Origin of the sequence: Streptomyces sp. NBC_01016 (genome assembly GCF_026341035.1) — a bacterium.
Classification (GTDB): domain Bacteria; phylum Actinomycetota; class Actinomycetes; order Streptomycetales; family Streptomycetaceae; genus Streptomyces.
The window spans coordinates 3041199-3067930 of the sequence record NZ_JAPEOQ010000002.1 but is presented as its reverse complement, the minus strand read 5'-3'; the positions used below and the strand labels follow the sequence as shown (position 1 = coordinate 3067930).

23 protein-coding genes are annotated in these 26732 nt (G+C 69.8%); 9 read left to right on the top strand and 14 right to left on the bottom strand.

What is annotated here, in order from left to right; translation table 11 throughout:
- The first annotated feature begins 247 nt into the window (after positions 1–247).
- From OG746_RS40720 to nhaC, 3 genes are all read left to right on the top strand, one after another.
- Complete coding sequence (locus tag OG746_RS40720) at positions 248–967, top strand: GntR family transcriptional regulator (protein ID WP_266723924.1); 720 nt, start codon at positions 248–250, stop codon at positions 965–967.
- Complete coding sequence (locus tag OG746_RS40715; protein WP_266723922.1) at positions 964–2109, top strand: DmpA family aminopeptidase; 1146 nt, start codon at positions 964–966, stop codon at positions 2107–2109. Before OG746_RS40720 ends, OG746_RS40715 begins: the two co-directional genes overlap by 4 nt.
- 128 nt (positions 2110–2237) lie before the next feature.
- A complete protein-coding gene (nhaC, locus tag OG746_RS40710) occupies positions 2238–3728 on the top strand; it encodes a Na+/H+ antiporter NhaC (RefSeq protein WP_266723920.1) in 1491 nt (496 codons plus the stop codon).
- Positions 3729–3731: 3 nt separating this feature from the next.
- Here the strand turns inward: nhaC and OG746_RS40705 are convergent, their stop codons facing one another.
- Positions 3732–4157 (bottom strand): DUF4267 domain-containing protein, encoded by a 426-nt coding sequence (locus OG746_RS40705; protein ID WP_266723918.1) that lies wholly within the window; start codon positions 4155–4157, stop codon positions 3732–3734.
- 232 nt (positions 4158–4389) lie between these two features.
- Here OG746_RS40705 and OG746_RS40700 point away from each other — a divergent pair, with 232 nt between their 5' ends.
- The gene (locus OG746_RS40700; RefSeq protein ID WP_266723916.1) at positions 4390–5208 is read left to right on the top strand and encodes an IclR family transcriptional regulator; all 819 of its coding nucleotides are present in this window, start codon (positions 4390–4392) and stop codon (positions 5206–5208) included.
- Here the strand turns inward: OG746_RS40700 and OG746_RS40695 are convergent.
- Positions 5195–6400, bottom strand: a complete 1206-nt coding sequence (locus tag OG746_RS40695; RefSeq protein WP_266723914.1) for a cytochrome P450 — start codon at positions 6398–6400, stop codon at positions 5195–5197. The two genes, OG746_RS40700 and OG746_RS40695, sit on opposite strands and share 14 nt — an antisense overlap.
- A gap of 175 nt (positions 6401–6575) precedes the next feature.
- On the opposite strand from OG746_RS40695, the gene OG746_RS40690 reads away from it, so the two are divergent.
- Positions 6576–7529, top strand: a complete 954-nt coding sequence (locus OG746_RS40690; protein WP_266723912.1) for a PDR/VanB family oxidoreductase — start codon at positions 6576–6578, stop codon at positions 7527–7529.
- Positions 7530–7592: 63 nt separating this feature from the next.
- Here the strand turns inward: OG746_RS40690 and OG746_RS40685 are convergent, their stop codons facing one another.
- The 8 genes from OG746_RS40685 to OG746_RS40650 all read right to left on the bottom strand — a co-directional run bounded on the left by OG746_RS40685 (position 7593) and on the right by OG746_RS40650 (position 16918).
- On the bottom strand, positions 7593–9257 hold the full coding sequence (locus OG746_RS40685; protein WP_266723910.1) for an HAL/PAL/TAL family ammonia-lyase: 1665 nt from the start codon (positions 9255–9257) through the stop codon (positions 7593–7595).
- On the bottom strand, positions 9254–10750 hold the full coding sequence (locus OG746_RS40680) for a sodium:solute symporter family protein (protein ID WP_266723908.1): 1497 nt from the start codon (positions 10748–10750) through the stop codon (positions 9254–9256). The genes OG746_RS40685 and OG746_RS40680 overlap by 4 nt, the downstream gene beginning before the upstream one ends.
- The gene (locus OG746_RS40675) at positions 10747–11019 is read right to left on the bottom strand and encodes a DUF3311 domain-containing protein (protein WP_266723906.1); all 273 of its coding nucleotides are present in this window, start codon (positions 11017–11019) and stop codon (positions 10747–10749) included. Before OG746_RS40675 ends, OG746_RS40680 begins: the two co-directional genes overlap by 4 nt.
- 164 nt (positions 11020–11183) lie before the next feature.
- On the bottom strand, positions 11184–12872 hold the full coding sequence (locus OG746_RS40670) for a sensor histidine kinase (RefSeq protein WP_266723904.1): 1689 nt from the start codon (positions 12870–12872) through the stop codon (positions 11184–11186).
- Positions 12869–13624 (bottom strand): response regulator transcription factor, encoded by a 756-nt coding sequence (locus OG746_RS40665; protein ID WP_266723903.1) that lies wholly within the window; start codon positions 13622–13624, stop codon positions 12869–12871. Before OG746_RS40665 ends, OG746_RS40670 begins: the two co-directional genes overlap by 4 nt.
- 185 nt (positions 13625–13809) lie before the next feature.
- The gene (locus OG746_RS40660; protein WP_266723902.1) at positions 13810–15348 is read right to left on the bottom strand and encodes a CotH kinase family protein; all 1539 of its coding nucleotides are present in this window, start codon (positions 15346–15348) and stop codon (positions 13810–13812) included.
- Positions 15348–16025, bottom strand: coding sequence for a DUF4956 domain-containing protein (locus OG746_RS40655; RefSeq protein WP_266723901.1), 678 nt, complete (start codon positions 16023–16025; stop codon positions 15348–15350). Before OG746_RS40655 ends, OG746_RS40660 begins: the two co-directional genes overlap by 1 nt.
- Entirely contained in the window at positions 16022–16918 is an 897-nt protein-coding gene (locus tag OG746_RS40650; protein WP_266723900.1) for a polyphosphate polymerase domain-containing protein, read from the bottom strand. The genes OG746_RS40655 and OG746_RS40650 overlap by 4 nt, the downstream gene beginning before the upstream one ends.
- A gap of 156 nt (positions 16919–17074) precedes the next feature.
- On the opposite strand from OG746_RS40650, the gene OG746_RS40645 reads away from it, so the two are divergent.
- Positions 17075–18076 (top strand): YjiK family protein, encoded by a 1002-nt coding sequence (locus OG746_RS40645; RefSeq protein ID WP_266723898.1) that lies wholly within the window; start codon positions 17075–17077, stop codon positions 18074–18076.
- Between the two features lie 80 nt (positions 18077–18156).
- On the opposite strand, the gene OG746_RS40640 is transcribed toward OG746_RS40645, so the two are convergent.
- Complete coding sequence (locus tag OG746_RS40640) at positions 18157–21816, bottom strand: S8 family serine peptidase (RefSeq protein ID WP_266723896.1); 3660 nt, start codon at positions 21814–21816, stop codon at positions 18157–18159.
- A 157-nt stretch (positions 21817–21973) separates the two neighbouring features.
- On the bottom strand, positions 21974–22459 hold the full coding sequence (locus tag OG746_RS40635) for a hypothetical protein (RefSeq protein WP_266723894.1): 486 nt from the start codon (positions 22457–22459) through the stop codon (positions 21974–21976).
- Between the two features lie 306 nt (positions 22460–22765).
- Here OG746_RS40635 and OG746_RS40630 point away from each other — a divergent pair, with 306 nt between their 5' ends.
- Together OG746_RS40630 and OG746_RS40625 are read left to right on the top strand one after the other, a co-directional pair.
- Positions 22766–23401: an RNA polymerase sigma factor gene (locus OG746_RS40630; protein ID WP_266723892.1), complete on the top strand. Its 636-nt coding sequence runs from the start codon at positions 22766–22768 to the stop codon at positions 23399–23401.
- Positions 23398–24498 (top strand): CU044_5270 family protein, encoded by a 1101-nt coding sequence (locus OG746_RS40625; protein WP_266723890.1) that lies wholly within the window; start codon positions 23398–23400, stop codon positions 24496–24498. Before OG746_RS40630 ends, OG746_RS40625 begins: the two co-directional genes overlap by 4 nt.
- A gap of 44 nt (positions 24499–24542) precedes the next feature.
- On the opposite strand, the gene OG746_RS40620 is transcribed toward OG746_RS40625, so the two are convergent.
- Positions 24543–25148, bottom strand: coding sequence for a DsbA family protein (locus OG746_RS40620; protein ID WP_266723888.1), 606 nt, complete (start codon positions 25146–25148; stop codon positions 24543–24545).
- Between the two features lie 277 nt (positions 25149–25425).
- On the opposite strand from OG746_RS40620, the gene OG746_RS40615 reads away from it, so the two are divergent.
- The gene (locus tag OG746_RS40615) at positions 25426–25824 is read left to right on the top strand and encodes a PPOX class F420-dependent oxidoreductase (protein WP_266723886.1); all 399 of its coding nucleotides are present in this window, start codon (positions 25426–25428) and stop codon (positions 25822–25824) included.
- Positions 25825–25889: 65 nt separating this feature from the next.
- On the opposite strand, the gene OG746_RS40610 is transcribed toward OG746_RS40615, so the two are convergent.
- Positions 25890–26705, bottom strand: a complete 816-nt coding sequence (locus OG746_RS40610) for an alpha/beta fold hydrolase (RefSeq protein ID WP_266723884.1) — start codon at positions 26703–26705, stop codon at positions 25890–25892.
- Between the last annotated feature and the right edge of the window lie 27 nt (positions 26706–26732).

Below are 26732 nucleotides of genomic sequence, written 5' to 3'. Positions count from 1 at the left end.
GTCCTTCGACGGTCGGTGGTGCGGGCCCCCGGCTGGAGGCCCGCACAGCTTTTCAAGTGTCGACAGTTACCAGTTTCAGCAGCAAGTGTCGACAGTTGTCCGCCATGAAAGACGGTTCCGGAGAAGCCTTGACACGGGGTTCGGAACGGCTGTCCACTGACGTCTGTCGACACTTCGACAGCGTGTTTCGGCAGATCAACGCCACCCGCTGTCGACACCACGCGCTCTTTGTCCTTCGGAGGTTCCCGTGACCGGACTGATCCACCGTCGTCTGGCGGGACAGGTGGTCGAGATGCTGCGCGAGCAGATCCTCACCGGTGTGCTGCCGTCCGGCTCACGCCTGAACGAGGTGGAGATCGCCCGCGATCTGGGCATCAGCCGCAGCCCGCTGCGCGAGGCCATCGGCCAGCTGGTGAGCGACGGGCTGCTGGTGCACGTGCCCAACAAGGGCGCCGCCGTCCTGACGGCGGGCCCCGAGGACGTAGCGGCACTCTTCGAGCTGCGCTCGGCGCTCGAATGCCGGGCGGCACGCCTGGCCGCGCTCCGCAGGCAGCCCAAGGAGGTGGCCCGCCTGCGCAAGGTGTGCGTGCGCTCCCGCACGGCGCGCGAGACGGGGCGCAAACTCCCGTACAACCTTGACCTCGACTTCCACCGTTTGCTGATGGAGGCCGCGCACAGCCCCCGTATCGCCGAGCAGGTGTGGCTGGTGCAGCAGCAGGTGATCGTGCTGCGCAGCGGGCTCGTGTCGCGGCCCGCCCACACGGAGGCCTCGCTGACCGACCACGAGGCGATGGCCGAGGCGGTCGCGGACGGCGACGCCGAGCTCGCCGCGAGCCTGATGGAGGCCCATCTCTCCCTGGTGGAGACCGAGTTGCTGCACTCCCTGCAGTCGGACACGCGGCACGCGGACCACGGCGAGGGGGCCACGCCCGCGCGCCGCCGCGCCGGCCGAGCGGAGGCGACGTGACACCCCGGCCCAGTCCCCGCGCCCTGGGGATCGCGCCGGGCACGCTGCCGCCCGGCCCCTCGAACTCCCTGACCGACGTACGAGGTGTCCGCGTGGGGCACCTCACCCTCCACCACGACGACGAGGCGCAGCCGGCGCGGACGGGCGTGACCGTCGTCGTCCCCGCCACCGGCTCCGTGTTCCGCCACAAGCCGGCTGCCGGCCTGGACGTCGTCAACGGGTTCGGCAAGGCCGCGGGACTCAGCCAGGTCGTCGAACTCGGCGTGCTGGAAACGCCGTTGGCGCTGACGAACACGCTCGGCGTCGGGGCCGCCTTCGAGGGCCTGACCCGGCACGCGCTGCGCGACCACCCGGAGATCGGTGTCTCCACGGGCACCGTCAACCCCGTGGTCCTGGAGTGCAACGACGGCTGGCTCAACGACATCCGCGGGCTTCTCGTCCGCCCGCGTCATGTCCTCGACGCGCTGGCCTCGGCGTCAGAAGGGCCCGTCATGGAAGGGGCCGTCGGGGCGGGCACCGGCATGGTGTCCTTCGGGTGGAAGGCCGGCATCGGTTCCAGTTCGCGACTCGTGGACACCGGTGACGGCGGTGACGGCAGCCGCTTCACCGTGGGCGTCCTCGTCCTCGCCAACTTCGGGCGGGCGGCGGACCTGACGGTGCTCGGCGCCCCGGTCGGCCGCCACCTCACACCTGAACAGGCGGCGGAGCAGGCCGAGTTCGCCCGTGGCGCCGGATCCTGTGTCGTCCTCGTCGCCACGGACGCCCCGGCGGACGCCCGCCAGCTGCGGCGCATCGCCAAGCGCGCCTCGGTCGGTCTGGCCCGCACCGGCGGCATCATCCAGCACGGCAGCGGCGAGTACGCCCTGGCCTGGTCCACGACGAACCGCACACCCCACGTACCGTCCGGGCCCGTCCGCACCTCCTCGGCCCTGGCGGAGGACGGCCCCCTGATGGACCTGATGTTCCGGGCCGTCGCCGAGGCGACGGAGGAGGCCGTCCTCGGCTCCCTGTTCGCCGCGCACCCGGTGACCGGCATCCGGGGCCACCACGCACCCGCGCTGCCCACGGACCTAGTGGCCCAACTGCTGCGCCACCCCGAGCCGTTGGCCCACCAGAGCGCGCCGCCGGAGCCCACCCCGTAAGAGCTCCGCACCCCGAACACGACCAACCCACACCCCACACCCCCAGACATCGGAGCAGGTCTCCGGCCGCCGGGCATGCCCGGCGGCCCGGCCCGACCTGTCCTCAACCACCCCGGAAAGAGCGAACCATGCCCGAAACCGCTCCGGTCGCGGCGCCGCGCCGGACCCCCACCTTCCTCCAGGCCCTCGCCCCGATCGCCGTGATGATCGCGCTGCTGGTGGTCGGCACGGTCTGGCTCGGCCTCGATCCCGTGATCCTGCTCATCGTCGCCTCGAGCTTCGCCGGGGTGTACGCGCTGTGGTTCGGCCTGAGCTGGGAGCAGATGCTCATCGGCATCCGCCGTAAGATCGACTCGACCATGCCCGCGCTGTTGATCCTGATCTCGATCGGCATGCTCACCGGCACCTGGATGATCAGCGGAACGATCCCCATGGTCGTGGACTACGGGCTCCAAGTGATCGAACCCCACTGGATACTTCCCGTGTCGTTCCTGGTCACCGTGGTCGTCTCCACGCTCACGGGAACGTCGTGGGGCTCGGTCGGCACGGTCGGCGTCGCGCTCATCAGCGTGGCGGGCGGTCTTGGTGCCTCGCTGCCCATGACGGCCGGTGCGATCGTCGCGGGTGCCTACTTCGGCGACAAGATGTCACCGCTGTCGGACACGACCAACCTGGCCCCGGTCGTCGCGGGCGCCAACCTCTTCGAGCACATCCGCCACCTCCTGTACACCACGGTGCCCGCCGCGGTCGTGTCGCTGATCGCCTACTTCTTCCTCGGCCTGAGCATGGACACGCATGCGTCGCAGGGCACGGGCAAGCAGACGGAGGAGCTTCTCGGCTTCCTGGACAAGGCGTTCACCTTCAGTCCGCTGCTCCTGCTGCCGCCTCTCGTGGTCCTGGTGGGAGCGGTGCTGCGCAAGCCGCCGCTGCCGACGATCATTCTGTCGTCGGTGGTGGCCGCGGTCCTGGGCGGCGTGGTGCAGGGCTTCTCCCTGTCCGAGCTGAGCACCGCCGCGTCCGAGGGCTTCAACTCCGACATGCTCGCCGCGCACGGGTGGGACGCGCAGGCCATCCCGGAGACGGCCCGGACCCTCCTCGACCGCGGTGGACTCTCCTCCATGACGAGCGTCGTCCTCATCGGTCTCGCCGGCTTCGCGTTCGCCGGCATCATCACCGAGGCGGGCTTCATGGACGTGCTGATCACGCGCCTGCTGCAGCGCGTCCGGCGCACCGGAGGCATCGTCCTGGCGACGGTGGGGTCGTCGATCGGTGTCGCGCTGGCCACCGGCACTTCGTACCTGACGATCCTCATCCCCGGCGAGGGCTTCAAGCAGGTCTACGCCGACAAGGGCCTCGCCCCCAAGAACCTCTCCCGCACCCTGGAGGACTCCGGCACGGTCATGGTCCCGCTGATCCCCTGGAGCGAGGCCGCGATGTACATGTCGACGACGCTGGGCGTGGCGACGATCTCGTACGCGCCCTACGCCTTCCTCTGCTACCTGGGCGCGGTGTTCGCGGTGATCTGCGGCTACACCGGCATCGGCATCGCCCGCAACGGCACGACCCCTTCTTCCCGGCCCACGTCCACGGAGCCGACCGCGTCCGCGCCCGTCTCCTGACACCTACCCCGCCGCGGCGGGCACCGAGGTGGGGGCGTTGTGGGTCTTGCGGGTCTCGCGCAGGATCAGCAGACCGGTGACCGCGATGAATGCCGCGGTCAGGCCGTGGATGCCGAACGCGGCGGCCACGGAGCCTTGGTGGGTCAGGACGTTGATCATGTCGCCGAACGGGGCGACGGCCTCCATCAGCAGGACCCAGCCGAGGGCGCGGCGGTGGCCCGTCAGCAGCAGGACGCCTATGACCAGGCCCATCGCGAATTCGCGGAGCCCCTTCATGACGAGGAAACCGCCGCCGTCGCCGGAGGGCCAGGTCGGCAGGCCGACGCCTGGAGTGGACGTCTCGGGGGCCAGCATGAAGGACAGCCCGAGGTAGAGAACGAACAGCGTGATGACGGTGGTCAGGATGGTATTGACGCGCTTCAGTGACATGGTTCCTCTCCTTGACGTTCGGTCTGGGACGAGGCAGCGGCCGGCGCAGACCCCCATCGGAATCTAGCGCCGCTAGATGATGGGCCAACGCTAGTGCTGCTGCCGCTCGCTTGTCTAGCGTCGCTAGGGTCGATATGGACGGAGCCTGGTTCGAACGGGCTGCCTGATCTACGCTGGCGACGCCGCCGACCGGGTCCACCGACCGGCACACCGGTCCGAGGAGAGAAGGCTGTTGACCAGGGCTGTTCCGCACGATTCCGACGCGACGACGCCGGCCGCGCGCCCCGCGGCGTCCGGTGCGGGTGTGTCGTTCCAGCGTGGGCTGAAGGTGCTCATGAGCGTCGCCGAGTCCGGGGAGACCCGCGTCGAGCAGATCGCGGCCGACGCGGGGATACCGGTGAGCACGGTGTACCGATATCTGCGCACGCTGCGGGAGTTGGACCTGGTGGAGGAGCGTTCGGGTACGTACGCACCCGGCTGGCGGCTGCTGGAACTGTCGGGGCAGCATCTGACGCACACCCGGCTCGTGGAGCTCGGGCACCCGTTGCTGCAGGAGCTGACGGACGGGACGGGTGAGACGGCCGTGCTGACCGTACGGGTCGGGTCGCAGGCGATGTGTCTGCGCCAGACCCAGTCACCGCACGAGATGCGAATGGCGTTCCGGATCAACCAGCTGCTGCCGCTGTACGCGGGGGCGGGGCAGCGCATCCTGCTGGCCCACGCGCCGCCCCCTGTGATCGACCGAGTGCTTGGCAGGCCGATGCGTACGATCACGGACCGTACGCCCGATCGGGCCCGACTGGCACGGGAGATGGAGGGAATCCGGGCGAGCGGCTTCCTGATCTCGCAGGGGGAGCTGAACGAGGGCGCGGTCGCCGTCGCGGTGCCGGTGACCGCGATGGGCGAGGTGGTGTGCGCGCTGACCGTGGCCGGGCCCGAACCGCGGTGCGGGCCGACCTGGCGACGTCAGGCCCGCGCCCAACTGAGGGCGGCGGGCGCGCGCCTCGCGGAGATCCTGGAGCGCGGGGCGGGCGCCCTCACGCCGGAGTGATGCGCACCGGCAGGCGCTTCCAGCCACGCAGCGTGTTGTGCAGGAACGGCACCGGATCACCGGCAGGCTCCACCGTCCGCACCCGGCGGGCCAGTTCGCCGATCAGGACCTCCGCCTCCAGGCGCGAGATGGGCTGGCCCACGCACTGATGGATGCCGAAGCCGAACGCCAGGTGCCCGGAGGCGTCCCGCTCGATCCGGTAGGCGTCGGCGTCCTCGCCGAAGCGACGCGGGTCACGGTTGGCGGCTCCGGTGAACAGGGCGACCTTGGTGTCCTCGGGGATGCGGACACCGTGGAAGTCGACGTCGCGCGCGGTGGTGCGGAAGAAGGACTGGAACGGTGACTCGTGGCGCAGCGCCTCGTCCACGGCGAACCGGGTCAACTTCGGGTCGGCGTGCAGCAGTTCCCACTGGCCGGGGTTGGCGGACAGGCACTTCATGGTGTTGCCGAGGGTGAGCACGGTGGTGTCGAGCCCCGCCGAAAGCAGCGCGCGCACCAGGCGGGTCGCCTCGTCGCCGGTGATCATGCCCTGGTCGGCGTACTCCCAGATCCTCGCGCCGAGGCCTTCGGGCGTCAGGTTCTCGCGGGCGCAGTTCTCCATGACCCAGTCGACGGTGTGCTCGCCGGCGGCGAAGTACTCGGCGTAGCGGGCGTCTTCGGGGCCGAAGGCGGAGAAGTTCATGGCTCCGTGCGGAAGCAGGTTCTCGGCGCGGCCCTCGCGGGGGATGCCCACGGCGTTGCCGAAGACCTCGATGGGGAACAGCTCCGCCATCTCGGTCACCGCGTCGAACTCCCGCTTGTCGAGGAGTTCGTCGACGAGTTGCTCGGCATAGGCACGGAACGCGGGGCGCAGCGCACGCACGTTGCGCGGGGAGATGACCCCGGACATGGCGGTACGCAGCGGCGTGTGCGTCGGCGGGTCGGAGTCCAGGATGCCGGCCGGCTTCCACGGGGGTTCCTGGTGGTAGTTGCGCGGCCCGACCCCGGCGCCCGAGAGGAACGTGTCGTGGTCGGTGAGAATCTCCCGGCACTCCGCGAACCGCGTGAAGGCATGCACCCCGTAGCGCTCGAGCCACACCGCGGGCCCCGCGTCGCGCATCCGCGTGAAGAGCGGGTACGGGTCGGTGAGGTGGGCGTCGTCGTAGGGGTCGTCGGCGAGGTGTGCGACGGGGGTGTCGGCCGGGGCGGACATCTGGCCTCCTGATGCGGCTCGGTGGTCGCAGGCACCGTAGACCGGCGGGCCGTGCCCGGGACACGGGCGTTATCACCTGCTGAGAACCGCTGTTGCCGCGTGCGGCCGGGTTTTTGACGATGCGGCTCAGGCGAGTTTGCGGCTGACGCGACTCGGAGGACGACATGGAGGAAGCATGCCTACGCAGGAGCACCTGACCGTGACCGTGAAGGAGACGCGCTCCGAGGCCGCGGGGGTGCGCTCCTTGGTGCTGGCCGCGCGTGAGGGCGGGTCGCTTCCGGCGTGGACGCCCGGAGCGCACATCGACGTGGTCCTGTCCCGGGACCTGGTCCGTCAGTACTCACTGTCCTCGGGGACGGAGGAGGCCGGCTGGCGGATCGCCGTGCTGCGGGAGCCCGATGGCCGGGGCGGTTCGGCGTATCTGCACGATCGGGTCGAGGCGGGCGACACCCTGCTGGTGAGCGCGCCCCGCAACACCTTCGCGCTGGACCTGGGCACACCACGGCTGGTGTTCGTCGCAGGCGGCATCGGCATCACGCCGATCCTGCCGATGCTCGCGGCGGCTGAACGGGCGGGTTCCGATTGGCAGTTGCTTTATCTGGGGCGCAGCGCGGAGAGCATGGCGTTCACCGAGGAACTCACCCGGTACGGCGACCGGGTGCGCCTGCACCGCGATGATGTCTCGGGCGTCGCGGACCTCGCCGCGGAGCTCGACGGCATGGGCGCGGCGCACGCCCATGTGTACGCGTGTGGCCCGGCCGGGCTGCTCGCTTCGGTGCAGGGGTACGCCGACGCGCACCCGACGTCCCGCCTCACACTCGAACGGTTCGCCGCGGCACCGGAGGGCTACGCACGGGACGGCGACCGGCCGTTCACGGTGGAGACCGCCGACGGGCAGGAGATCGAGGTGGGCGCCGGGCAGTCCATCGTCGACGCCCTGACGCAGGCCGGCGTGCGCACGCTCACCTCGTGCCGGGAGGGTGTGTGCGGGACGTGCGAGACACCGGTGCTCGGCGGCACCCCCGACCACCGCGACCAGCTCCTGAGCGAGGAGGAGCGGGCCGCGGGCGACGTCATGATGATCTGCGTATCGCGCTGCCAGGGGGACCGTCTGGTCCTCGATGTGTGACGCCGGGGGCCGCCCGGGCAGCTACCGCCCGGGCGCGTACCGTCCGGGCAATCCCCGTACAGATCACCCTACTTGGGTCACCGCGTCCACGACCGCCCCGGACCTGACGAGGTCAAGCGCCGCGTGCACCCTCGGGTACATCACGACATCACGGGTCAGGTGGTCGATCGGCCGTCCGTCGGTGGCCGGTGTGGCGCGGAGCCGGTCGAGGGCGGCGCGGGTGGCCGGGGCGAGGGCCTCCGGGCCCCTCCCCTGCTCGGCGAGCCGCAACTCCATCGCCTGGCCGGCCATCAACAGCTCTGTGGCGACGACCGCCTCGATATTGGCGACGACCTGGCGGGCGTGACGCCCCGCGTTGGACGCCATCGAGACATGGTCCTCCTGGTTGGAACAGGTGGGGATGGAGTCGACGCTGTCCGGGTGCGCGAGTGTCTTGCAGTCCGACACCAGGGCGGCGGCCAGATACTGCGGCAGCATGTAGCCGCAGTCCATGCCGACCTTCTCGCCGTCGACGAGCATGTCGGGCAGCCCGCGGTTGAGTGTGCCGTCGTTGAGCCGGAACAGGCGGCGCTCGGCGATCGACCCGATCTCGGTGACCGCGATGGAGAGAAAGTCGGAGGCGAACGCCAGGTACTGGGCATGGAAGTTGCCGCCGGAGACGGCCTTGAGGTCGCGCGGCAGACCGGGCACGACGAGCGGGTTGTCGGTGGCGGCGTTGAGTTCCGTCTCGACGATGCCGTGGACGAACCCAAGGGTGTCCCGCACCGGCCCGAGCACCTGCGGCACACACCGCAGCGAGTACGCGTCCTGGGGCGGCTGACGTACGGGATCGGTGTCGGCGGCGCCGTCGACGAAGGCGCTGCCGTCGAGGAGTTCGCGCAGCCGGGCCGCCGTCGCGATCTGCCCGGGGTGTCCGCGGGCCTCGTGCAGCTGCGGCAGGAAGGCGTCGCCGAAGCCGAGCAGCGCCTCGATGCTCATCGCGGCGGTCACCTCGGCGGTGGCGAGGAGGTTCTCCGCGTCGGCCAGGGCGAGGGCGCACAGCGCGGTGGAGTACGAGGTGCCGTTGGTGAGGGCGAGGCCCTCCTTGGCGCCGAGGGCGAGCCGGTCGATACCCGCGGCGGCCATGGCCGCGCGACCGCTCACCAACTCGCCCTCGTAGTGGGCGAGTCCGCTGTCCTCTTCCGGGTCGGTGTCACCGGCGGGGCGGCTGAGGACGAGGGCGAGGTGGGCGAGCGGGATGAGGTCGCCGCTGGCGCCGAGCGATCCGTACTCGGGGATCGCCGGATGGACACCGGAGTTGAGCATGGCGAGCAGCGTGTGCACGACATCGGGGCGCACGCCTGAGTAGCCGCGCGCCAGGCTGGAGGCGCGGATCAGCATGGTGGCGCGCACGACGTCCTCGCCGCAATACCGGCCGACGCCACAGGCGTTGGAGACGATGAGCCGACGGGACAGTTCGACGGCGTCCTCCGCGGTCTCGAAGGCCTGCCGTCCGGCGAGCGAACCGAATCCGGTGTTGACGCTGTAGACGGGGCGTGCGGCCGCGCCCTCGGCCATGTCGTCGGTGAGCCGGGAGATCCATGCGGCGCTCGGCGCCATGGCCTTCTCGGCCGCCGCGCCGAGCGCTACGGGGCGGTGGTGGCGGGCGACGGCGACGAGGCCGTCGAGGGTGAGCGGCCGGTCGCCGAGGACGAGGGGTGCGGTGGCCGTGGTGTCCGTGGTGGTCACAGGGTGGCTCCTTCCGGGACGGTGGCAGCGGCGGTGGCGGGGCGGGTGTCGTCCGGGTGTCCGGCGCGGTGCCGGGTGGCCGCGCTGACGACGGCGAGTACGAGAATGTTGGCGACCATGGCGACGACACCTACGTCGAGGTCCTGCACCGGCCGCGGCGCCCATGGCAGCAGGCTCGCACTGGTGGCATCGGTGAGCGTGGTCCAGCTGACGATGGCGACACCGGTGCACACACCGGCCCAGGCACCGGCGGTGGTGACCGGATTGCGCCGCCACATCGACGCGACGAGTACCGGGAAGAGCTGGACCACGAACCCGTACGCCATGATCAGCAGCATCGCGATGGCCTCGCCGCCGCGGAAGGTGAGCACGGCGGCGACGAGCGCGAGCACCGGTACCAGCAGGCGGCTGAGCCGTCCGACGGTCCGCTCGCTCGTGGCGGGGCGGGCCGTCTGGTAGATGTTCTTCGCGACCAGCATCGCGGCGGACTGCAGCAGCATGGCACCCGGGACGAGCGCGGCGAGCATGCCCGCGACCCCGACGAGGCCGACCAGCCACGGCGGCAGCGCGTCCTTGGCGAGTGACAGCAGCGCGAGGTCCCCGTCCTTGAGACCCGGCACCTTGAGCACGGCGGTGAACCCGATGACGAGGACCATGACCAGGACGATCTGGTACGCGGGTGTGATCACGGCATTGCGGCGCAGCGCCTTGGCACTACGGGCCGCCAGGATGCCGGGCATCATGTGCGGCCACGTACAGATGCCGAGGGCGAACAGCAGGCTGGTGGAGATGTACCACCACACGCTGTACCCGTGGTCGGGGAGTGTCAGGAAGTGCGGGTGGGCGGCGGACAGCGCGTGGAACATGTCGCCGAGCCCGCCGTAGTAGTGGATCGGCAGATAAAGACCGAGCCCCACGACGAGGACGAGCATCAACGTGTCCTTGATGATGGCGTTCCAAGCGGTGCCGCGCAGCCCGGACACCGTGACGTACACGGCGATGACGGCGACCCCGATCCACACGGCGGCGCCCTGCGAGATCCGCCCGTACGAGCACTCGTGGACGATGATGCCGAGCCCCTTGAGCTGCAGCACCAGATACGGCACGAGGGATACCACGCCGACGACGGCGGTGAGCACACCGAACCCCTTCGAGCGGTACTTGTGCGCGTACAGGTCCGGGGCGGTGAGCAGCTTGTGGCGGCGGGCGTACGCCCAGATCGGCGGGGCCAGCCAGTAGAAGACGACGTAGCAGATCGACGAGAACATGTAGATCATCGGCCCGCCCATCGAGTAGGCGCCGCCACTGCCACCGAGGAAGGTGTACGTGGTGAAGTTCTCGCCGGCGGCGAGGAGGAACACGAGCAGACTGCCGAGGCCGCGCCCGCCGACGGACCACTGTTCGAGGTCCATGGTGCGACCGCGCCGGGCGAGCAGCCCGAGGACGAGTACGAGGACGAATGCGCTGCCGAGGATGGCGAGGGCGGTATTCATCGGGCGACTCCTTCGGAGGCTGCCTCACCGGCGAACTCGCCGCGCTCGTCGGACGGTTCATCGGGTTCATCAGGTCCGTCGGGTTCGCGGTTCGCGGGGTCGAGGAAGTAGACGACCGTCATGACGACGGTGGTGAGCACCACCCACAGGGCGGCCCAGAACACCACCATCGGCAGGCCCAGGACGTAGGGCCGCTCGGTATTGACGACGATCAACGACCCGGCGACCGGGACGGCGCTGAGCAGATAGAGGATCCAGCGGCGTGACACGAAACGTGCTCCCTCCGGGCGGACGGGCCATGGGCAGGGCCCCGTCCGGAAGGCCTGGTCCTCAGGTCAACGGGCGGGCGCGCGGGGAATGCTTGCCCGGTGAACGGATCTTGGCAATGGCGGATTCTCACGGTGCAGGAACGTGTCGTTCTTCGGCGCGGTGGTCAACCTTGGTCGACCTTCGGCGTGGTGGCCGAGTTGGGTGCGGTGGCCAAGTTCGGTAGGAGCAGCCGGAAGGTGCAGCCGGTACCTGGGTGGTTGTCCAGTTCGAGACGTCCGCCGTGCGCGGCAGCGATGGCGGAGGCAATGGCCAGGCCGAGGCCGGAGCCCGGTTCGGGTGCGGCCTCGGGGTCCGGTTCCGTCGGTTCCGCCGGTTCGTCGCACGACACGGGCGGGGTGGCCCGGTAGAAGCGGTCGAAGACGTGGGGCGCCTCTGCGGGTTCGATGCCCGGGCCGCTGTCCGCGACCTCGACGACAGACACGGGTGTGCCGGGTGGCAGTGTCACCCCGCTGCCCGGCCCCTGCTCGGCCGGGGTGCGGGCGGCGCCCACGCGGACGCGGATGCCGGTGTCGGCGGGGGTGTGTACGCAGGCGTTGGATAGCAGGTTGCCCAGGACCTGGGCGAGTTGGTGGGGGTCACCGGGGGCCTCGACGATGTCGAGGTCGTGTTCGGGATCGGGGCCGTCGGGGTCGGGGTTGGGGTCAGGGGCGGAGCCGACACCGAAGTCGCCTGTGCGGCCGCCGAGGGGTTCCAGGGTGATGGCGCGGCGGGGGTGGCGGATCGCGGTGGTGGCGATGGCGTCGGCCGCCAGGGAGAGGAGGTCGACGGGTTCGCGGTGCGTAGTGGGCGGGTGGGTGTCGCCTCCGCCCTCACCGAGCTTGGCGAGGAGGAACAGGTCGTCGACGAGGCGGCTCATCCGGTCGGCGTTGTGGGCGATCAGGGTGTGTGCCTCGTGACGGCGCCGGTCCGCCATGTCGGGTGCGTCGAGGAGGAGTTCGGCGAATCCCTGGACGGCCGTGAGCGGGGTGCGCAGTTCGTGCCCCGCGTCCGCGAGGAAGCGGCGTAGCTGCTGTTCCGAGGCCTCCGTGCGGTGCAGCGCCGTGCGCAGTCGGTCGAGCATGGTGTTGAGGGCCAGGCCAAGGCGACCGACCTCGGTGTCCGGGTCCGTACCGGGGACGTTGAGTTCGAGGGCACCCTCGGTGATGTGCTGGGCGGTGTGCTCGACGCGGGTGAGCGGGCGAAGTCCCAGGCGGACGGCGCCGTTGCCGAGGACGACCACCCCGACCGCGACGGCGACACCGAGGCCGAGGCTGACCCACAGGAGTTTGGTGGTGGCGCCGTCCACGGTGTCCAGGGGCAGGGTGACGACGGCGCGCATGTGGTCGGGCCCGGAGTAGGAGATCGCCCGCCAGTCGGACCCCGCGCCGCCCTCGGCCGGGACCGTGCTCGGCTGCCGCGCGGCCAGGTGCAAGTCGGCGGCGCGCTGCGGGAGTTGTGGGCCCGGCGCGTCGCTGCTGCCCAGGGAGTCGCCGAGCAGCCGGCCGTTCTCGTCGTAGAAGTGGACGCGGTAGTCGGAGGGCAGCGTGTTGTCGGACCTCGGCGGTCCTCGCAGTGTGCCGTCGGTCTTGATGTCTTCGTAGACCCGGCCCGGGGGACGGAAGTGGAAGAGCTGGTTGTCCACCTGGTCGGTGAGCCAGCCGCGCAGCACGGTCAGGGCGGCCAGCTGGCACAACAGGACGGCGCTGGTGGCCAGCAGGCCCGCGATCAGCACGAGGCGGCTGCGCAGGGAACGCGGCAATCGGAGCCGTAGCCGCAGCCGTTTACGCAGGCGTCGTAGGCGCGGGCGCGTCACCGTGTCACCGTGTCGGACTCGCCACGCGGCAGCCGCAGGCAGTAGCCGACGCCGCGCACGGTGTGCACCAGCGCGGGACCGTCCTGGTCGATCTTGCGGCGCAGGTTCTTGACGTAGGTGTCGACGATCCGGGTGTCACCGGAGAAGTCGTAGCGCCACACCTGCTGGAGGATCTCGGCCTTCTCCATGACGCGTTCGGGATGGGACAACAGGCAGGCCAGGAGCCGGAATTCGGTGGGTGACAGTTTCAGCAGGCGGCCCGCGCGACGCACTTCGTGGGTGTCCTCGTCCAGGGTGAGGTCGGCGTACCGCAAGGGTGGCCGGGCACCGGTGGCGGAGGCGGAGATACCTGTGCGGCGCAGGATGGCGCGGATGCGCAGCAGCACCTCCTGGACGTGGAACGGCTTGGTGACATAGTCGTCGCCGCCCGAGCTCAGGCCGATGATGCGGTCCTCGACCCCGGTCCGTGCGGTGAGGAACAGCACGGGTGTGTAGACGCCCTGGGCGCGCAGGGCTCGGGTGACCTCGAAGCCGTCGGTGTCGGGCAGCATCACGTCGAGGACGATCAGATCGGGCCGGCGGCTGCCCGCCTCGAACATGGCCTCCTGCCCGCCGGCCGCGCTCGCCACGGCGTAGCCGGCCGCGCTGAGCGCGGAGGTGAGCAGGGTACGGATGCTGGCGTCGTCCTCCACGACCAGGACGGTGTGTGCGGCGCTGGATGTGCGCGCGGGTGGCTGCTGCTGGATGTTCATGCTCCGACACCTCGGGATACGGACAGGCGGAGCCGCCGGGGCGGGTCCTGGTCGTGCGGCGCGATGCTAGGCAGGGTTCCTGTGCGTGACGAGCACAAATAGGGACGTGGCCGACCATCTCCGGCACCCCGGGCCGCTTGCTCCGCGCAGCGACGGCCCGGGATGCCGGAGACCTTCTCAGCCGATCAGCCGGTCACCTTCTTGTCCTTGGCCAGCGCCGCGCGCCGGTCGGTGACGGTCTTCTGGAGCTTGGTGACGGCGGTGTCGAACTCCTTGGAGTCGGCGCCCGCCTTGCGGGCCTGGCCCGCGATCTCCTGGAGGGTCTTCGTCGCCGTACCCGAGCCGTAGAACTTCTGGTACAGCTCGCTATACGTCTTCTGGTAGACACCGTCGAACGCGTCGGAGTCGAGGAACTTGGACTTCAGGACGTGCTGCATGCGCCCGCCCATGCCACCCATTCCACCCTTGGCGTCCGCGTCCGCGCCCCCGACACCTTGCTTTCCTTGCGCTGCGCCGCCGGGCGCACCCCCAGGCATGCCGCCGCCCATGCCGACCGAGTCGTCGGGACCGGTGGTGGCGTCGCCGCTGAAGGTGAGGTTGTAGTCCCAGCCCAGGACGGAGAACTTCTTGGTGTCCAGGTCGTACGAGAGCAGGTAGTTCTTGCCCGGGCCCGCCATGTCGTCGAAGTTCAGCAGCAGGTTCTGCGAGGAGACGTACTTGGCGAACGAGTCGACGTCGACGTAAGTGTCGAGGTCGCGCGCGAACTCCTTGTCCGAGGCCTTGCCGGCCCACTTGATCAGCTTCATGACCGGTTCGAGGTCCTGGCTGCCCTTCTTGTTGAGCTGCTTGAAGGACGTCTCGTAGTCGCTGGGGTCGTCGCCCTTGTACTCGAAGCTGCCGCTCGCCCGGGCCTTGTAGAGCACGGCGTTGCCGCCGGACACGTCGTCGGCGTAGTCGGTGTCGGGGGCCTCGACCATGAGGCGGGCGGCGGTTGGCCGGTTGTTCACCTTCAGCTTGGTGAAGGCGTACCGCTCGGCCTTCTGCCCGCTCTCGTCGGTCAGGGACAGCGACAGTGCCTCGTTGGCCGGGACCTGGCCGTTGCTGCCGGGGCGCAGCGAAATCTCCCGCTCGCCCTGGTAGGCGCGGCCCTCGACGTACTCGTCGACCTTGACGAGCCAGGGCAGTTCCTCGGGCTTCTTGGCGGACAGATTGAACTGCATCATGCCGCCCATTCCGCCCTTGCCTCCGGCCTTCTGACCTTGGCCGCCGGCCGGAGCTGCCTGCCCGCCCTGGGGCATGTTCCGGCCGCCACCGGGCATGCCCTTGGCGCCGCGCAGGGACGACAGGGTGGAGTTCCCCTTCAGACGGATCCCGACATCGTTGAGGTAGACACCGTCGATCGTGAGGTCGGCCTCGATGTAGTCCTTGGTGCCGTCGTCCTTGAACTCCTTCATCATCTTGTCGAAGTCGGTCTGCTGGTACGCGAGTTGGATCGAGTGCGACACCGAGGTGTCGTACAGGTCCACCGTCCCCTGGACGTTGTCGGTGATGGCGTCCGCCTCGACGCGCGAGGACGAGGTCACGTACGGGGAGATCCGCGCGTCACCCAGGAAACAGACCATCGCGGCGAGCCCGACACCCAGCGCCGTGGCCGGCTTCCAGTGGTGGCGCAGGCGCACGGGCAGCCGGTCCCGCAGCCGCCGCCCCGCCTTGGCGGAGGGCATCACAGGTCCGTCGTGTCGTAACCGGTCAGCACGGTGACCCGCTGGCCGGAGGTGCGTTCCTGCAGCGCGCCGACCAGGTCGCTGGGCTCGGCGCCCTTCTTCAGGCGCACGGTGTAGAAGATCTCGTTCAGCGCGCCGCCGCGGATGGTCTCGGTGCTGACCAGTTCGAACTCGCTGGTGTACTTGATGAGCACGTCACGCAGCTGCGGGGTGTAGTCCTCGCCGGCCGGGACCTGAACCTTGACGACCTGGCGCTGCACGTTGAGGGCGAACCAGTTGAACTTGTGCATCACGAGGATGACGGCGCAGATCACGACGGCGCCGACCGCGGCCAGCGTGTAGAAGCGGGCACCGCAGGCCATGCCGATGGCCATGGCCAGGAAGATGAAGCCGACGTCCCTGGTCTCCTTGACCGCGTTGCGGAAGCGGACCACGGACAGGGCGCCGACCAGCGAGAAGGCCCGCGCCAGGTTCGAGCCGACGACCAGCATGATGAGCGCGACGATCATGCCGACGATGACCAGCGTCTGCACGTACGACTGGCTGTAGGACACGTTCCGGTGCGTGTACCGGTACGTGTAGCCGATCACCGTGGACAGGATGAACGACAGCGCCATCGCCGCCACGACATCGGCCACGCTGAACGTGCCGCTGAGTTCCTGCAGATCGAAATTCACTGTGCTCCTACCTTCAACGACGCATCGTGCTGCGCCGGCCGCTGCTCGAGCGGCAGTTCTTCAGAGGGGGTTGGAGGCGGGCAGTCCGCCTCGTTGACGTGGAAGACCGAGCGCGGGGCGAGCCCGAACGCCTCGATGGACTGCACGTACTTGGAGATCCGTACGAGGTTGAGGTTGCGCCGCGCGGCCAGGTCGGTGATCCAGGTCGGTGTGCGCTCGTTCACCTTGATCTCCATGACCGACAGGTGCGGCGGGATCGTGAACCGGTTCTCGGGCGTGGGGGTGCCGAAGTGGAAGTCCCGGTCCCGGCCGCGGATGCGCCGGTCGAAGGTGACACGGAGGCCGGTGTCCGCCTCCCGCCCGACCAGCGCCTCGCGCTGGTAGCCGGTGATGGCGGTGGGCCGCAGGTTCGCCTCGACGACGAGGGCGAGGACCTCCTGGATGAAGGCGCTCTCCTTCGGCGAGTGCTCCGGCATCTCACGGTCGTCGCACAACTGCCGTGCCACGCCGTAGGGGAGCATGATGCGCCGCTTCTGCGTGACCCGGTTGACGCGCTGCTTGATCTCCACGCAGACCATCGAGTCGTCGGTGACACCGTCGAGGTTCCCGTAGTGCCGGATGCGCAGCTTGCGCCGGAACTTGAGTCCCTCGATCTTCTCCCAGTAGAACCGGAGTTGAGGGCTGTCGTAGTACAGGCTCCAGACCCCGTACCCGCCGACCGGGCTGTGCGGATCGGTGTCCATCCGCTCGGCCAACTCGTCGCGGATCTCGGCCGCTTGGTCGACGGGGACCAGGTACTTCAGCTCGAACCGGTTGAACGCGTGCAGCCGACTGGCCACATGCAGTGGCTCCTCGCTCTCCTGCTCGCCGGCTGCCTTCGACAGGAACACCATGCGCCTCCTTGCTCATACGTTGCGGACCGACCGGCCAGGCACACGCAACCAACGGCACATGAGGGGCCCATGAGAATCTCGGGTGTATTTCAGGAGTCTTCCGGGCTACGGCAACATGAACGGGAGACCGCCCGGAAGCCGTGACAGGCTGGCGCCATGCGCAGGATCTTGGGTTACGCAACGGCGCTGCCGGTCTCCGTCCTGCTCCTTGCAGGAGCGGGAGCAGGGGCAGGTGTGGGCGCGGGCGCGGCGTCCGCCTCGGTCCCGGGTGACGACGGATTCACCATCAAGGACCCGCGGATCACCGAGTCGAGCGGCCTCGCGGCCTCCCGGGCACACCCGGGCATCTACTGGACGCACAACGACGGCGACGACGGCACGTACCTGTACGCGGTCGACGGCAGGACCGGCGAGACGGTCGCCAGGATCACGTACACCGGCGTCGGCAAGCCGCACGACGTCGAGGCCGTCTCGGTCGGCGCGGACGGCCACCTCTACGTCGGCGCCACCGGCGACAACGACGAGGACGAGGACCACGTCTGGATCTACCGCCTCAAGGAGCCGTCGGACCTCTCCGACCGGACGGTGGCGGCCACCGAGTACCACGTGGCGTACGAGGACGGGGCGCACAACGCCGAGTCACTCGCCGTGCACCCGGGGACCGGGCGCATCTACGTGATCACGAAGGACAAGGACGGCGGCGCGCTGTACGAGGCGCCCGAAGAGCCGAGCCCCGACGGCGACAACACCCTCGGCAAGGTCGCCGACATCGACCTGTGGGTGACGGACGCGGCCTTCTCCCCCGACGGCACCCGGCTGGCCGTCCGCGGCGACGACGGCATCATGTACACCTGGAAGAACGGGAAGCCGTCCCACCCGCGGTCCCTGGACGTGCCGAAGCAGAAACAGGGCGAGGCGATCACGTTCACGACGGACGGCAGGACACTGCTGTACGGGAGCGAGGGCAGGAACAGTGGCGTGGTGGCACGGCCGGCGAAGGCGGGCGCGGCGATCGTCGATGAGGCCGACGGCCTCAGCGGGATGCGGGTCACCGGCGTCGTGATCGGTGTCGCCGCCGTCGTGGCCCTGCTGTTCGGGGGCGGCCGCATGGTGTGCCTGCGCAAGAGGTCCAACGGCCGCCGGGGCAGCGCACTTTGACGCGCCGTCGGGATCGAGCGGGGCCCGGCGCGGCATTACTCCGCGCCGGGCCCCGGCCTTCTTCCAATCGTCCTGGACGGCTACTTCACGGCCGCCGCCCGGACGAGCTCCTGCGACACCGAGCCGCCCTTGTCGTCCTTCGCCGTCGCCCGCAGCGACAGTGAGGTGGCGTCGCGCGGCACGTTCAGCGTGCCCTTCCAGGAAGCGCCGCTGCCGGTGAGTGAAACGGACTTCCACGTCTTGCCGTCGTCGTACGACACCTTCAGGGTGCCGCCGCCGATGGTGCCCGTGCCGGCCGCGTCCTTGACGTATTCGGCGGACAGGCCGATGGGCAGGCGCTTGCCCGAACGGACCTTTCCGGCAAGGTCCGTGTCGATGTCGTAGTTGAGGTTGATCAGCGGCAGGAACGTGTACGCGTCGTCCGGCGTGGTGCCCGAGCGGAACGTCCACTCGCTGTGCGAGGTGCTGCGGATGCCCCACACGGCCGGGTCGAGTTCCGTGTCGGTGACCAGCTTGAACGGCTGCTCGGAACCGTCGGTGACACTGAACTGGGCGGTGCTGCCCGTGCGTCGGCCCGCGCTCTCACCGTTCACGAAGGCCTCGGTGGACTGCGTCATGCCGGCTTCCGGGCTGTACGGGTCGCCGAAGCCGGTGTGGTCAGGGCCCGAGTCGCCCCAGCCGGGGATATTGAAGCGCAGCATGTCACCGTTCCGCTGCTGGCCCCAACCGAGACCGCTGCCACCGTAGGGGTGCCAGACGGGCTTGAACCAGTTCAACTCGGTGTGCCTGCCCGGCCGGTAGGACACCAGGCCGCTGCGCTCCTCCAGGGGACCGAGGTTCACGGACTCGTGCCACTTCTGGCCCGGCTCGACCGACACGTAGTCGGTGCGGTGCCCCGGGAAGTCGTACCGCTCCTGGAACCCGCCCGCGACCGCGAAGGACGGGTCGACCGAGTGGCGGAACTCGCTGCCCGCGGTCTTCTTCGCACCGTAGAAGGTGGTGTCGACGGTGGCGAGGTCCTTGGAATCCGGCGCGAAGAGCAGGCTCCGGTCCGGGATCGCGCCCTTGTAGCCCTTCGACAGGTCATAGGAGTACGTGGGGTTGGCGATGCCCGTCATCCTGATGCGCTCACCGTGCTTCTGCTTGGTGAGCAGCCGCGCGAAGTCGGCGTTGGTGACACTCGCGATCTGCAGCGGCCGGTCCGTGTTGTCGTCGTTGTAGAAGAGGGTGTTCAGCCGGCCGGGGTTGTCGTCCGTGAGGAACAGCGCCTTGGCGCCCGCGTCCTGGGCGGCCTGCGCGATCTGCGCCGGGGTGCGGGTGCCGTCGATGTGCACGAGGACGCCCTTGCCGGTCACGTTCTTGCCCGTGTAGTCCGCGGGGGCACCGGCACCCGCGTTCACCAGCGCGAGCCTGCTGTCACCCTCGACGAGCGTGGAGCCGGGCTGCTCCCACACCTCGTCGACGCCGTCAACGGTGACGCGCGGCTGGGCCTCGCGCCAGGTGGTGCGGTACGCGTAACTGCCGTCGCTCACAGGGCGGGTGGGCAGTGCGTACAGCGTGTCGTACTTGATGGGCAGCAGCACCATGCCGAACACGTCGGTGCCGCCCGCCTTGCGGTCGTACTGCACGAGTGTCTGGTGCGGGTCGGTGTCCTTCGAGACACGTGTGTCGACCTCACGCAGCTTGGTGCCGTCGAGCGTGATCTCGCGGTCCCCGTCGACCTTCACCTCGGGGTCGGACAGATAGGCCGCGCCGAGGGAGTCCTTGCCGTGGGCTCCGCGGACGTCAAGGAACGAGTCCAGGTAGTACGTCCCCGGCTGGAGCCGCAGCTTGACCGTGCCGGACTCGTCGACCGTGGCCGGTTGCGGCAGTGTGCCCTTGGCGAGCCGCTGGTACATGAGGTCGGCCGCGGCCGGCTTGCCGTCCCGGTCCTTCACGTGGACGGTGAGCGTGTACCGCTCCTCTTCCTTGACCAGCCCGAATGCGGTGTGCGCGACGGCCACGCCACCCGAACTAGCCACGATCCGACCGCTGTTGGTGCCGACGGCGGCCTTCGAGCCGTCGCCGGTGACGGTGGTGGAGGCGGTGCCACGCGCGGGCACGGTCAGCTTTGAGTCGGCGAGCGTCGCAACGCCGTCGGGAGCCCCTTGCACCGCGAGCTCCAACTCCACAGCACCGTCTGAGGAGTTGGAGTACGTGAGGGTCTTGGTGACCGGCTTGTTGCTGTCGTACGGCCAGCGGTAGGAGCCGAGGTCGGCGCTGCCCGTCGCGGTGACCTTCGCGGCGATCGCGTCGGGGACGGAGACCCGGCCGGAGCCGATGGCGTACGCGGAGTCGGAGAGCTGCTTCGACGACGACATCAGCGCGTTCTTGAGCTGCGCGGCCGTCCAGTCGGGGTGGGCCTGCGCGAGGAGGGCGGCGACACCGGCGACGTGCGGTGTCGCCATCGACGTACCGCTCATGGTGGTGTAGCTGCCGGAGCCGTCCACCAGCGAGGAGCGGGCCGCGAGGATGTCCACGCCGGGGGCCGAGAGGTCGGGCTTGAGGGCGTCGTCGCCGAGGCGCGGGCCCTGGCTGGAGAACGCGGCCCGCTCGTCGTCCGAGTCGACCGCGCCGACGGTGAGCGCAGAGTCGGCGGCGCCGGGCGAGCCGATGGTGCCGGGGCTGTAGGCGTTGCCCGCGGCGATGACGAAGAGCGTGCCGGTGTCGGCGGTGAGGGAGTTGACGGCCTGGGCCATCGGGTCGGTGCCGTCGCTGCCGGTGTCGGAGCCGAGGCTCATGGAGACGACCTTGGCCTTGATGTCCTTGGCGGCCCACTCCATACCGGCGATGATCTCGGACTCGGTGCCGTAGCCCTCGTCGCTGAGCACCTTGCCGACGGCGAGCGTGGCATCGGGCGCGACGCCCTTCTCCTTGCCGTCGGACGCGGCGCCGGATCCACCGACGGTCGACGTGACGTGCGTGCCATGCCCCGCCCGGTCGGCGACCTCCTGCCCCTCGATGAAGGACTTCGACTCGCTCACGCGGGAGGCGAGGTCGGGGTGCGTGGTGTCGTACCCGGTGTCCAGGACGGCCACCTTCACACCCTTGCCGGTGAGCCCCGCCTCCCACGCCTTCGGGGTGCCGATCTGGGCGTTGGACTCCTCCATGTCGCCCTCGACGCGGCCGTCGAGCCACACCTTGCCGATGCCGTCGGTGTAACTTCCCTTGCTGGTCAGGTCGTTCCAGAAGGTGCGCCCCTTGTCGGCGTCGAGGGCCGCGCCGCCGATGCTGCCGAGTTTGCGGGTGCGGTCGGCGCCCTTGGGCGTGGCGGCGGTGCTGCGCGCGCTCTTGCCTCCGTAGGTGACGATCAGCGGGGTGGCGTCGGCCTTGGTGTCCGCGAGGCCCTGCTCGATGAGCCCGCTCACGTCGAACAGCCGGGTGTCGAGCTTCCCCGAGGCGAGGTAGGGGGCGGCCTCGTCCGGCACGACACGTACCTTGCCGTCGGTGACCTGCGTACGGACGAGGCCGGTGGCTCCCTGGGGCCTCTTGACATCGACGGTCCGCTGCCCGCCGCCGATGTCCGTCACGGTCACCTTGTCCCCGGTCACCAGCGTCACGGTGTGAGCGGCGCGGGCGGCCTTCGTGGACTGGGGTCTCACGTGGTCCGGCGCGGCGTGCGCACCGCCGGCGGGCAGCAGCGCGAACGCCAACCCGGCCGACAGCAGGGCCGCGCCGCGTCGCGCGGTACCTCTTGCCATAGTTGCCTCTTCTCCTGGAACCATCGGGTGCGGGGGTGCGCTCCGAGAGCTGGGAAGAGTGTCAACTACTGTGCGTCGTGCGGTACTTGCTTTACGGTGGCGGGTTGGCGCCACGGCGCCTATCCGCCACTCGGCTCACCGTGTCCGTTCAGGCCGTTCAGTTCTGCTTGACCGGCGGGCAGTAGCCCGTCTCCTCGCCGATGGAGTTGATCTCCGCGTTGGGGCGCGAGTCACCGGCATAGTTGATCTGGTCCGTGCACTTCGTGTCGGGGTCCTTCGGCGTACCCGACGGCTTGTCGGACTTCTGGGGCTCGGGGCACGTACCCGTGTCCGCGCCGATGGAGTTGATCTCGGCGTTGGAGCGCGGGTCACCCGCGTAGTTGATCTGGTCCGTGCACTTCGCGTCGGACTTGGCGGCGGGAGCCCCCGACGACTGGCCCTGCGTCGCATCGGGCTGCGGGGTGCTCGCGGTCTCCGCCGAACTGCTCGCGGAGGAAGACGCGCTGGAAGACGCACTGGAAGACGCACTGGAAGACGCACTGGAGGAGGAGTTGTCGGCGCCGTTGCTGCCGTTGCAGGCCGTCAGCGACAGTCCGAGGGCCACTGCGGTCAGCGTCAGTGCCGAGATCTTCCGAGTGCGCATTCTTGTGTCCTCCGCGTGGGGCCGTCGCTCCTGGAGAGCGACGGGCGATTGAACGGGGCGGGTGTTCCCCCGTGTTGCTTTCTATCCCCTCAGACAGCGGTGCGGTTGCCCCAGTTGCTTCATGATCGTGTTCAGGACACGTTCGTGACATGACAGTCGTCACTTGGTGAACTCCGCTCCCGGGTCACCGGCCTCCGGCTGGCTTCCGCCGCAGGGCTAGCCTTGTTCCTCGCCCCCCCCTGGACGGGGAGGTCGACATGGCGCAGGTCACAGGAACTCCACCGGGACCGCGGAGAGACAGTCGGTGTGAGGGACTCAGAAAACGATCTGCGCAGACGCGTACGGGCCGGTGAGCGCGACGCGTTCGCCGAGATGTACGAGCAGTGGGCCGCCGCCGTGCACCAGCACGCGCTGTGGCTCACCGGCGACCGGACGAGCGCCGAGGACATCATGTCGGAGACGTTCCTGACCGCCTGGCGGGTACGGGAACGGCTGCACGAGGAGGGGGGATCACTGCGCCCCTGGCTCCTGGGCATCGCCACCCACAAGGCGGAGAACGCCCGTCGGGGCCTGCGCCGCCGCGTCGCGTTCCTGGCCCGGCAGCGGCGGACACCCGTGGTCGAGGACTTCGCTCCCGAGGTCGCGGGGCGCGTCGACGATGCCCGGCGCCTGGCCGCCGTACACGTCGCACTCGACCGACTCCGGCGCCCGGAGCGGGAAGTGCTCACGCTGTGCGTGTGGTCCGGCCTCGACTACAAGCAGGCCGCGGAGGCGCTCGACATCCCCGTCGGCACCGTGCGCTCCCGGCTTTCGCGGGCCCGCGCCAAGCTCGCCCGGTTCACGGACGAGGCGCAGGAAAATCCGGAACCGCGCGCGGACCGCGGAGAGATGAAGGGTGAAGCCGCACTCGCGGCCCTGCCCGTGCGGGAGGAGACGGCATGACCCCCAACAAGGACGTACGAGCGGACCGACGCACAGACGTCGGCACACGCGCCGACACACGCGCAGACGCACGCGCCGACGCCGACGTCGCGGAGATCGCCCGGCTGCTGCCGGCCCCGGACCGTCGCCCCCTCCCCCACACGCAGCACCTTCACCACAAGGAACAGCTGATGCAGCACATCGACCGCGACCGCACCGACAGCCCCGCGCGACCTGCCCGTCCGGCCTTCTCCGCCCGACGCCTGCTGCGCCCGGCGATCCTGGTACCGGTGACGGCGCTCGCCCTCGCCGGCATCCTCACCACGAGCGTCGTCCTCACCACGGGCGACGACACCGCGACGACCACCACGGCGAGCAGGGACGTACGCCCCGCGGCCGCGCTCCTCGACCAGATCTCCGACGCCGCGGGGAAGAACGAGGAACTCACCGTCCGCGACGACCAGTTCGCCTACACCCGACAGAAGGACCAGGGTGCGGACCTGACCAGTGGCAAGGCGGTGATGGAGCCGCTGAAGGAGTCCGAGAGCTGGGTCGCCCAGGACCCCGGGCCGCTGCGCAAGCTCGGGATCGTCAAGGAGGACGGCGAGACCCTGCCCATCAATGCCCAACTGGGCGACACCGAGGGCACTCCGGAAGGCTTCGGCCGCCCCACCTACCACTGGCTGGCGTCCCTGCCCACCGACCCCGACAAGCTGCTGCACTTCCTGTACGCCAAGACACCCGAGTCCGACGACCAGGAACGCGACCAGGCGGTGTTCGAACGCATCGGAGGCCTTCTCGGCGGGGTGACTCCACCGAAGGCCGCCGCCGCTCTCTACCGGGCCGCCGCCAAGATCCCCGGCGTCACCAAGGCCCCCGCCGCCCACGACGCCATCGGCCGGCACGGCGTCGGCATCGCCCGCGAGGACACCACGTTCCACACCCGCACCGAGTGGGTCTTCGACCGCCAGGACCTCACGTTCCTGGGCTCTCGCAGCTACCTCGTCAAGGACACCCAGTACGGGAAGAAGGGCACGCTCATGTCGAGCGAGGCCATCCTGGACTTCGCGGTCGTCGACAAGGCGGGACAGGAGCCGTCCAGGGCGCGGGAGAGCTGAGAAACCTGCCCCGGGACGGCACGGGACCGGCAGATCAGCAATGATCAGTTCGCCGGTCCCGGCCCCTGATCAGGCCCTCCGAGTGCGACGAGCACCATCCCCACCATGTCCCGGTCGAACATGTTCTCGCGCAGGTCGTCCGGCACAGGGGTGTCGTTCACGAAGAACGTCGGAGTTCCGGGCGCCCCGACGGACTCGTACGCCCGCTGTGACGCGCCCACGAAGGCACGGTATTTCATGGTGCGCACCGCGGTGTCGAATTCCTTGCCGCGCAGGCCTTTCACCTGAGAGGCCATACGCAGCAGAAAGGCATCGGTATACCCATCGACGGCTTCCTGCGGCTGATGGGCGAACAGGACGTCGTGGAATTCGATGAACTTCCCCCGGTCGAAGGCGGCCCGCAAGGCATTGGCCGCACGCTTGGCCCCGGACCCGCCAAGCCGGTCGTCGAGAAACGAAGCCAGCGTGTAGTCGACCCTGACGTCGCCCGAGAGAGCCAGCCGACGTACCGCCGCCGCACCGTCCGCCTCGTACTCGCCGCACACCGGGCAACGCATGTCCTCGTACACGTGAATGACCTTCGGCGCGGTGGATGACCCCACTTGGAAGGTCGTGCCGTCCTCGGACAGCCTTTCGGGCAGGTGAGTCACGTGGGCGTACTCCAATGAATCCGCCGGCCCTTCGCTGTCCGCTTGGGCCGCCCGCCCACATCCGGATAGCAGTAAACCCACCAAGGTGATACTCACTGTGGACGCGACAGCACGACTCAACCCTGCACGCATGAATGTTCCCCTCCCCGGAAGCAAGCAGACCTTATGCCATGGGCTTCTCGTCCAGGGCCGTGTCATGAAAACCGGATCGCGCCGAAGCGCGCCGCCAACACCCCTGGACGGTAGATGGGTTGACGTTTCCCGGTACCGTCCCCCTGTGACCTCACTCGACCCCGCCACACTCGCCGCGCTCCAGCGCGCCCGCTACGTCAGCCTCACCACATACCGCAAGGACGGCACACCGAGAGCCACCGCGGTCTGGCACGCCATGGACGGTGACCGGCTCTACGTGCGCAGCGCGGCCGACGCCTGGAAGGTCAAGCGGCTGCGCCGCGACTCCCGGGCCGAGGTCGCCGTCTGCGACGTCCGCGGCCGCGTCGCCCCGGACGCCGTACGGGCCACGGGAACCGGTCGGGTGCTGGACGAGGCGGAGACGAAGAAGGCGGGTGCTCTGCTGCGCCAGAAGTACGTGATGGCGCGCATCGGCGACTGGTACTCCGCCATCTCGGGACGGCACCGCAGGCATCCCGTCATCGGGCTCGAGGTCACCTTCTAGCCGGGACCGGTCGGCGGGCCCCGCCGTCTGTGGCCCGTCGCCCGCCGACCGCCGCCGTTCGTCGGCTAGTCCTTCAGCACCTCGCGCAGCCGCTCGGCGAACTCCTTGGGCTGTTCGATGAAGCCGCCGTGGTCGCCGGGGAATTCGACCGGAGCGGTTTCGATGCGTTCGGCCAGTGCCCTGGAGGTACGGGCCGTGATCAGGCCCGCCGAGCCGGCGCCGATACCGACCACGACGCGGGTCGGAGGGGCCGTCAGCGCAGCGATGTCGGGTACGTGGCGGATGGTGTCCCGCAGTTCGTGGCCGAAGAAGTGGGCGCTGTTGGCGAGGTCCTGGTCCGAGGGCTCCCCGGGCGGCGGCGTGAGGGCGGCGTCCTCGCCGTCGCCGACGTCGAACCCGGCGTTGGCCATGAACTTCATCCACGCCGCGCCCACCCCCTCCCGGTGGAAGGTCTCGACGATGTCGTCCGCCTCCGCGAGCTGCTCCGTGGCGTCGGGGAGCAGCTCCAGCAGCGGGGGCTCGTGCGCGACGAGCGTGCGCACCCGCCCGGGGTGCCGTGCGACGAGGGCGAGCCCGGTGACCGCCCCGCCACTGCTGCCGAACACGTCGGCGGAATCCGCGCCGAGGGCGTCCAGGAGCGCGGCGACGTCGTCCGCCCGCAGTTCGGGGGTGGAGTCCTGCTCGGGGTCGTCGAGGGGGCTGCCGGAGATGCCCCGCGGGTCGTGGGTGACGACCGTGTGGTCGCTCGCGAGCGCGTCGGCCAGCGGCCCGAACGCCTCCGCATCCATCGGCGACCCCATGACCAGCAACAGCGGTCCTGAGCCGCGGACTTCGTAGTGCAGCCGGGCACCGGCGACGTCGAGGGTGTGGGTGGTGGTCACGGGTCGTCCTTCCCTGGGCGGTCGTCC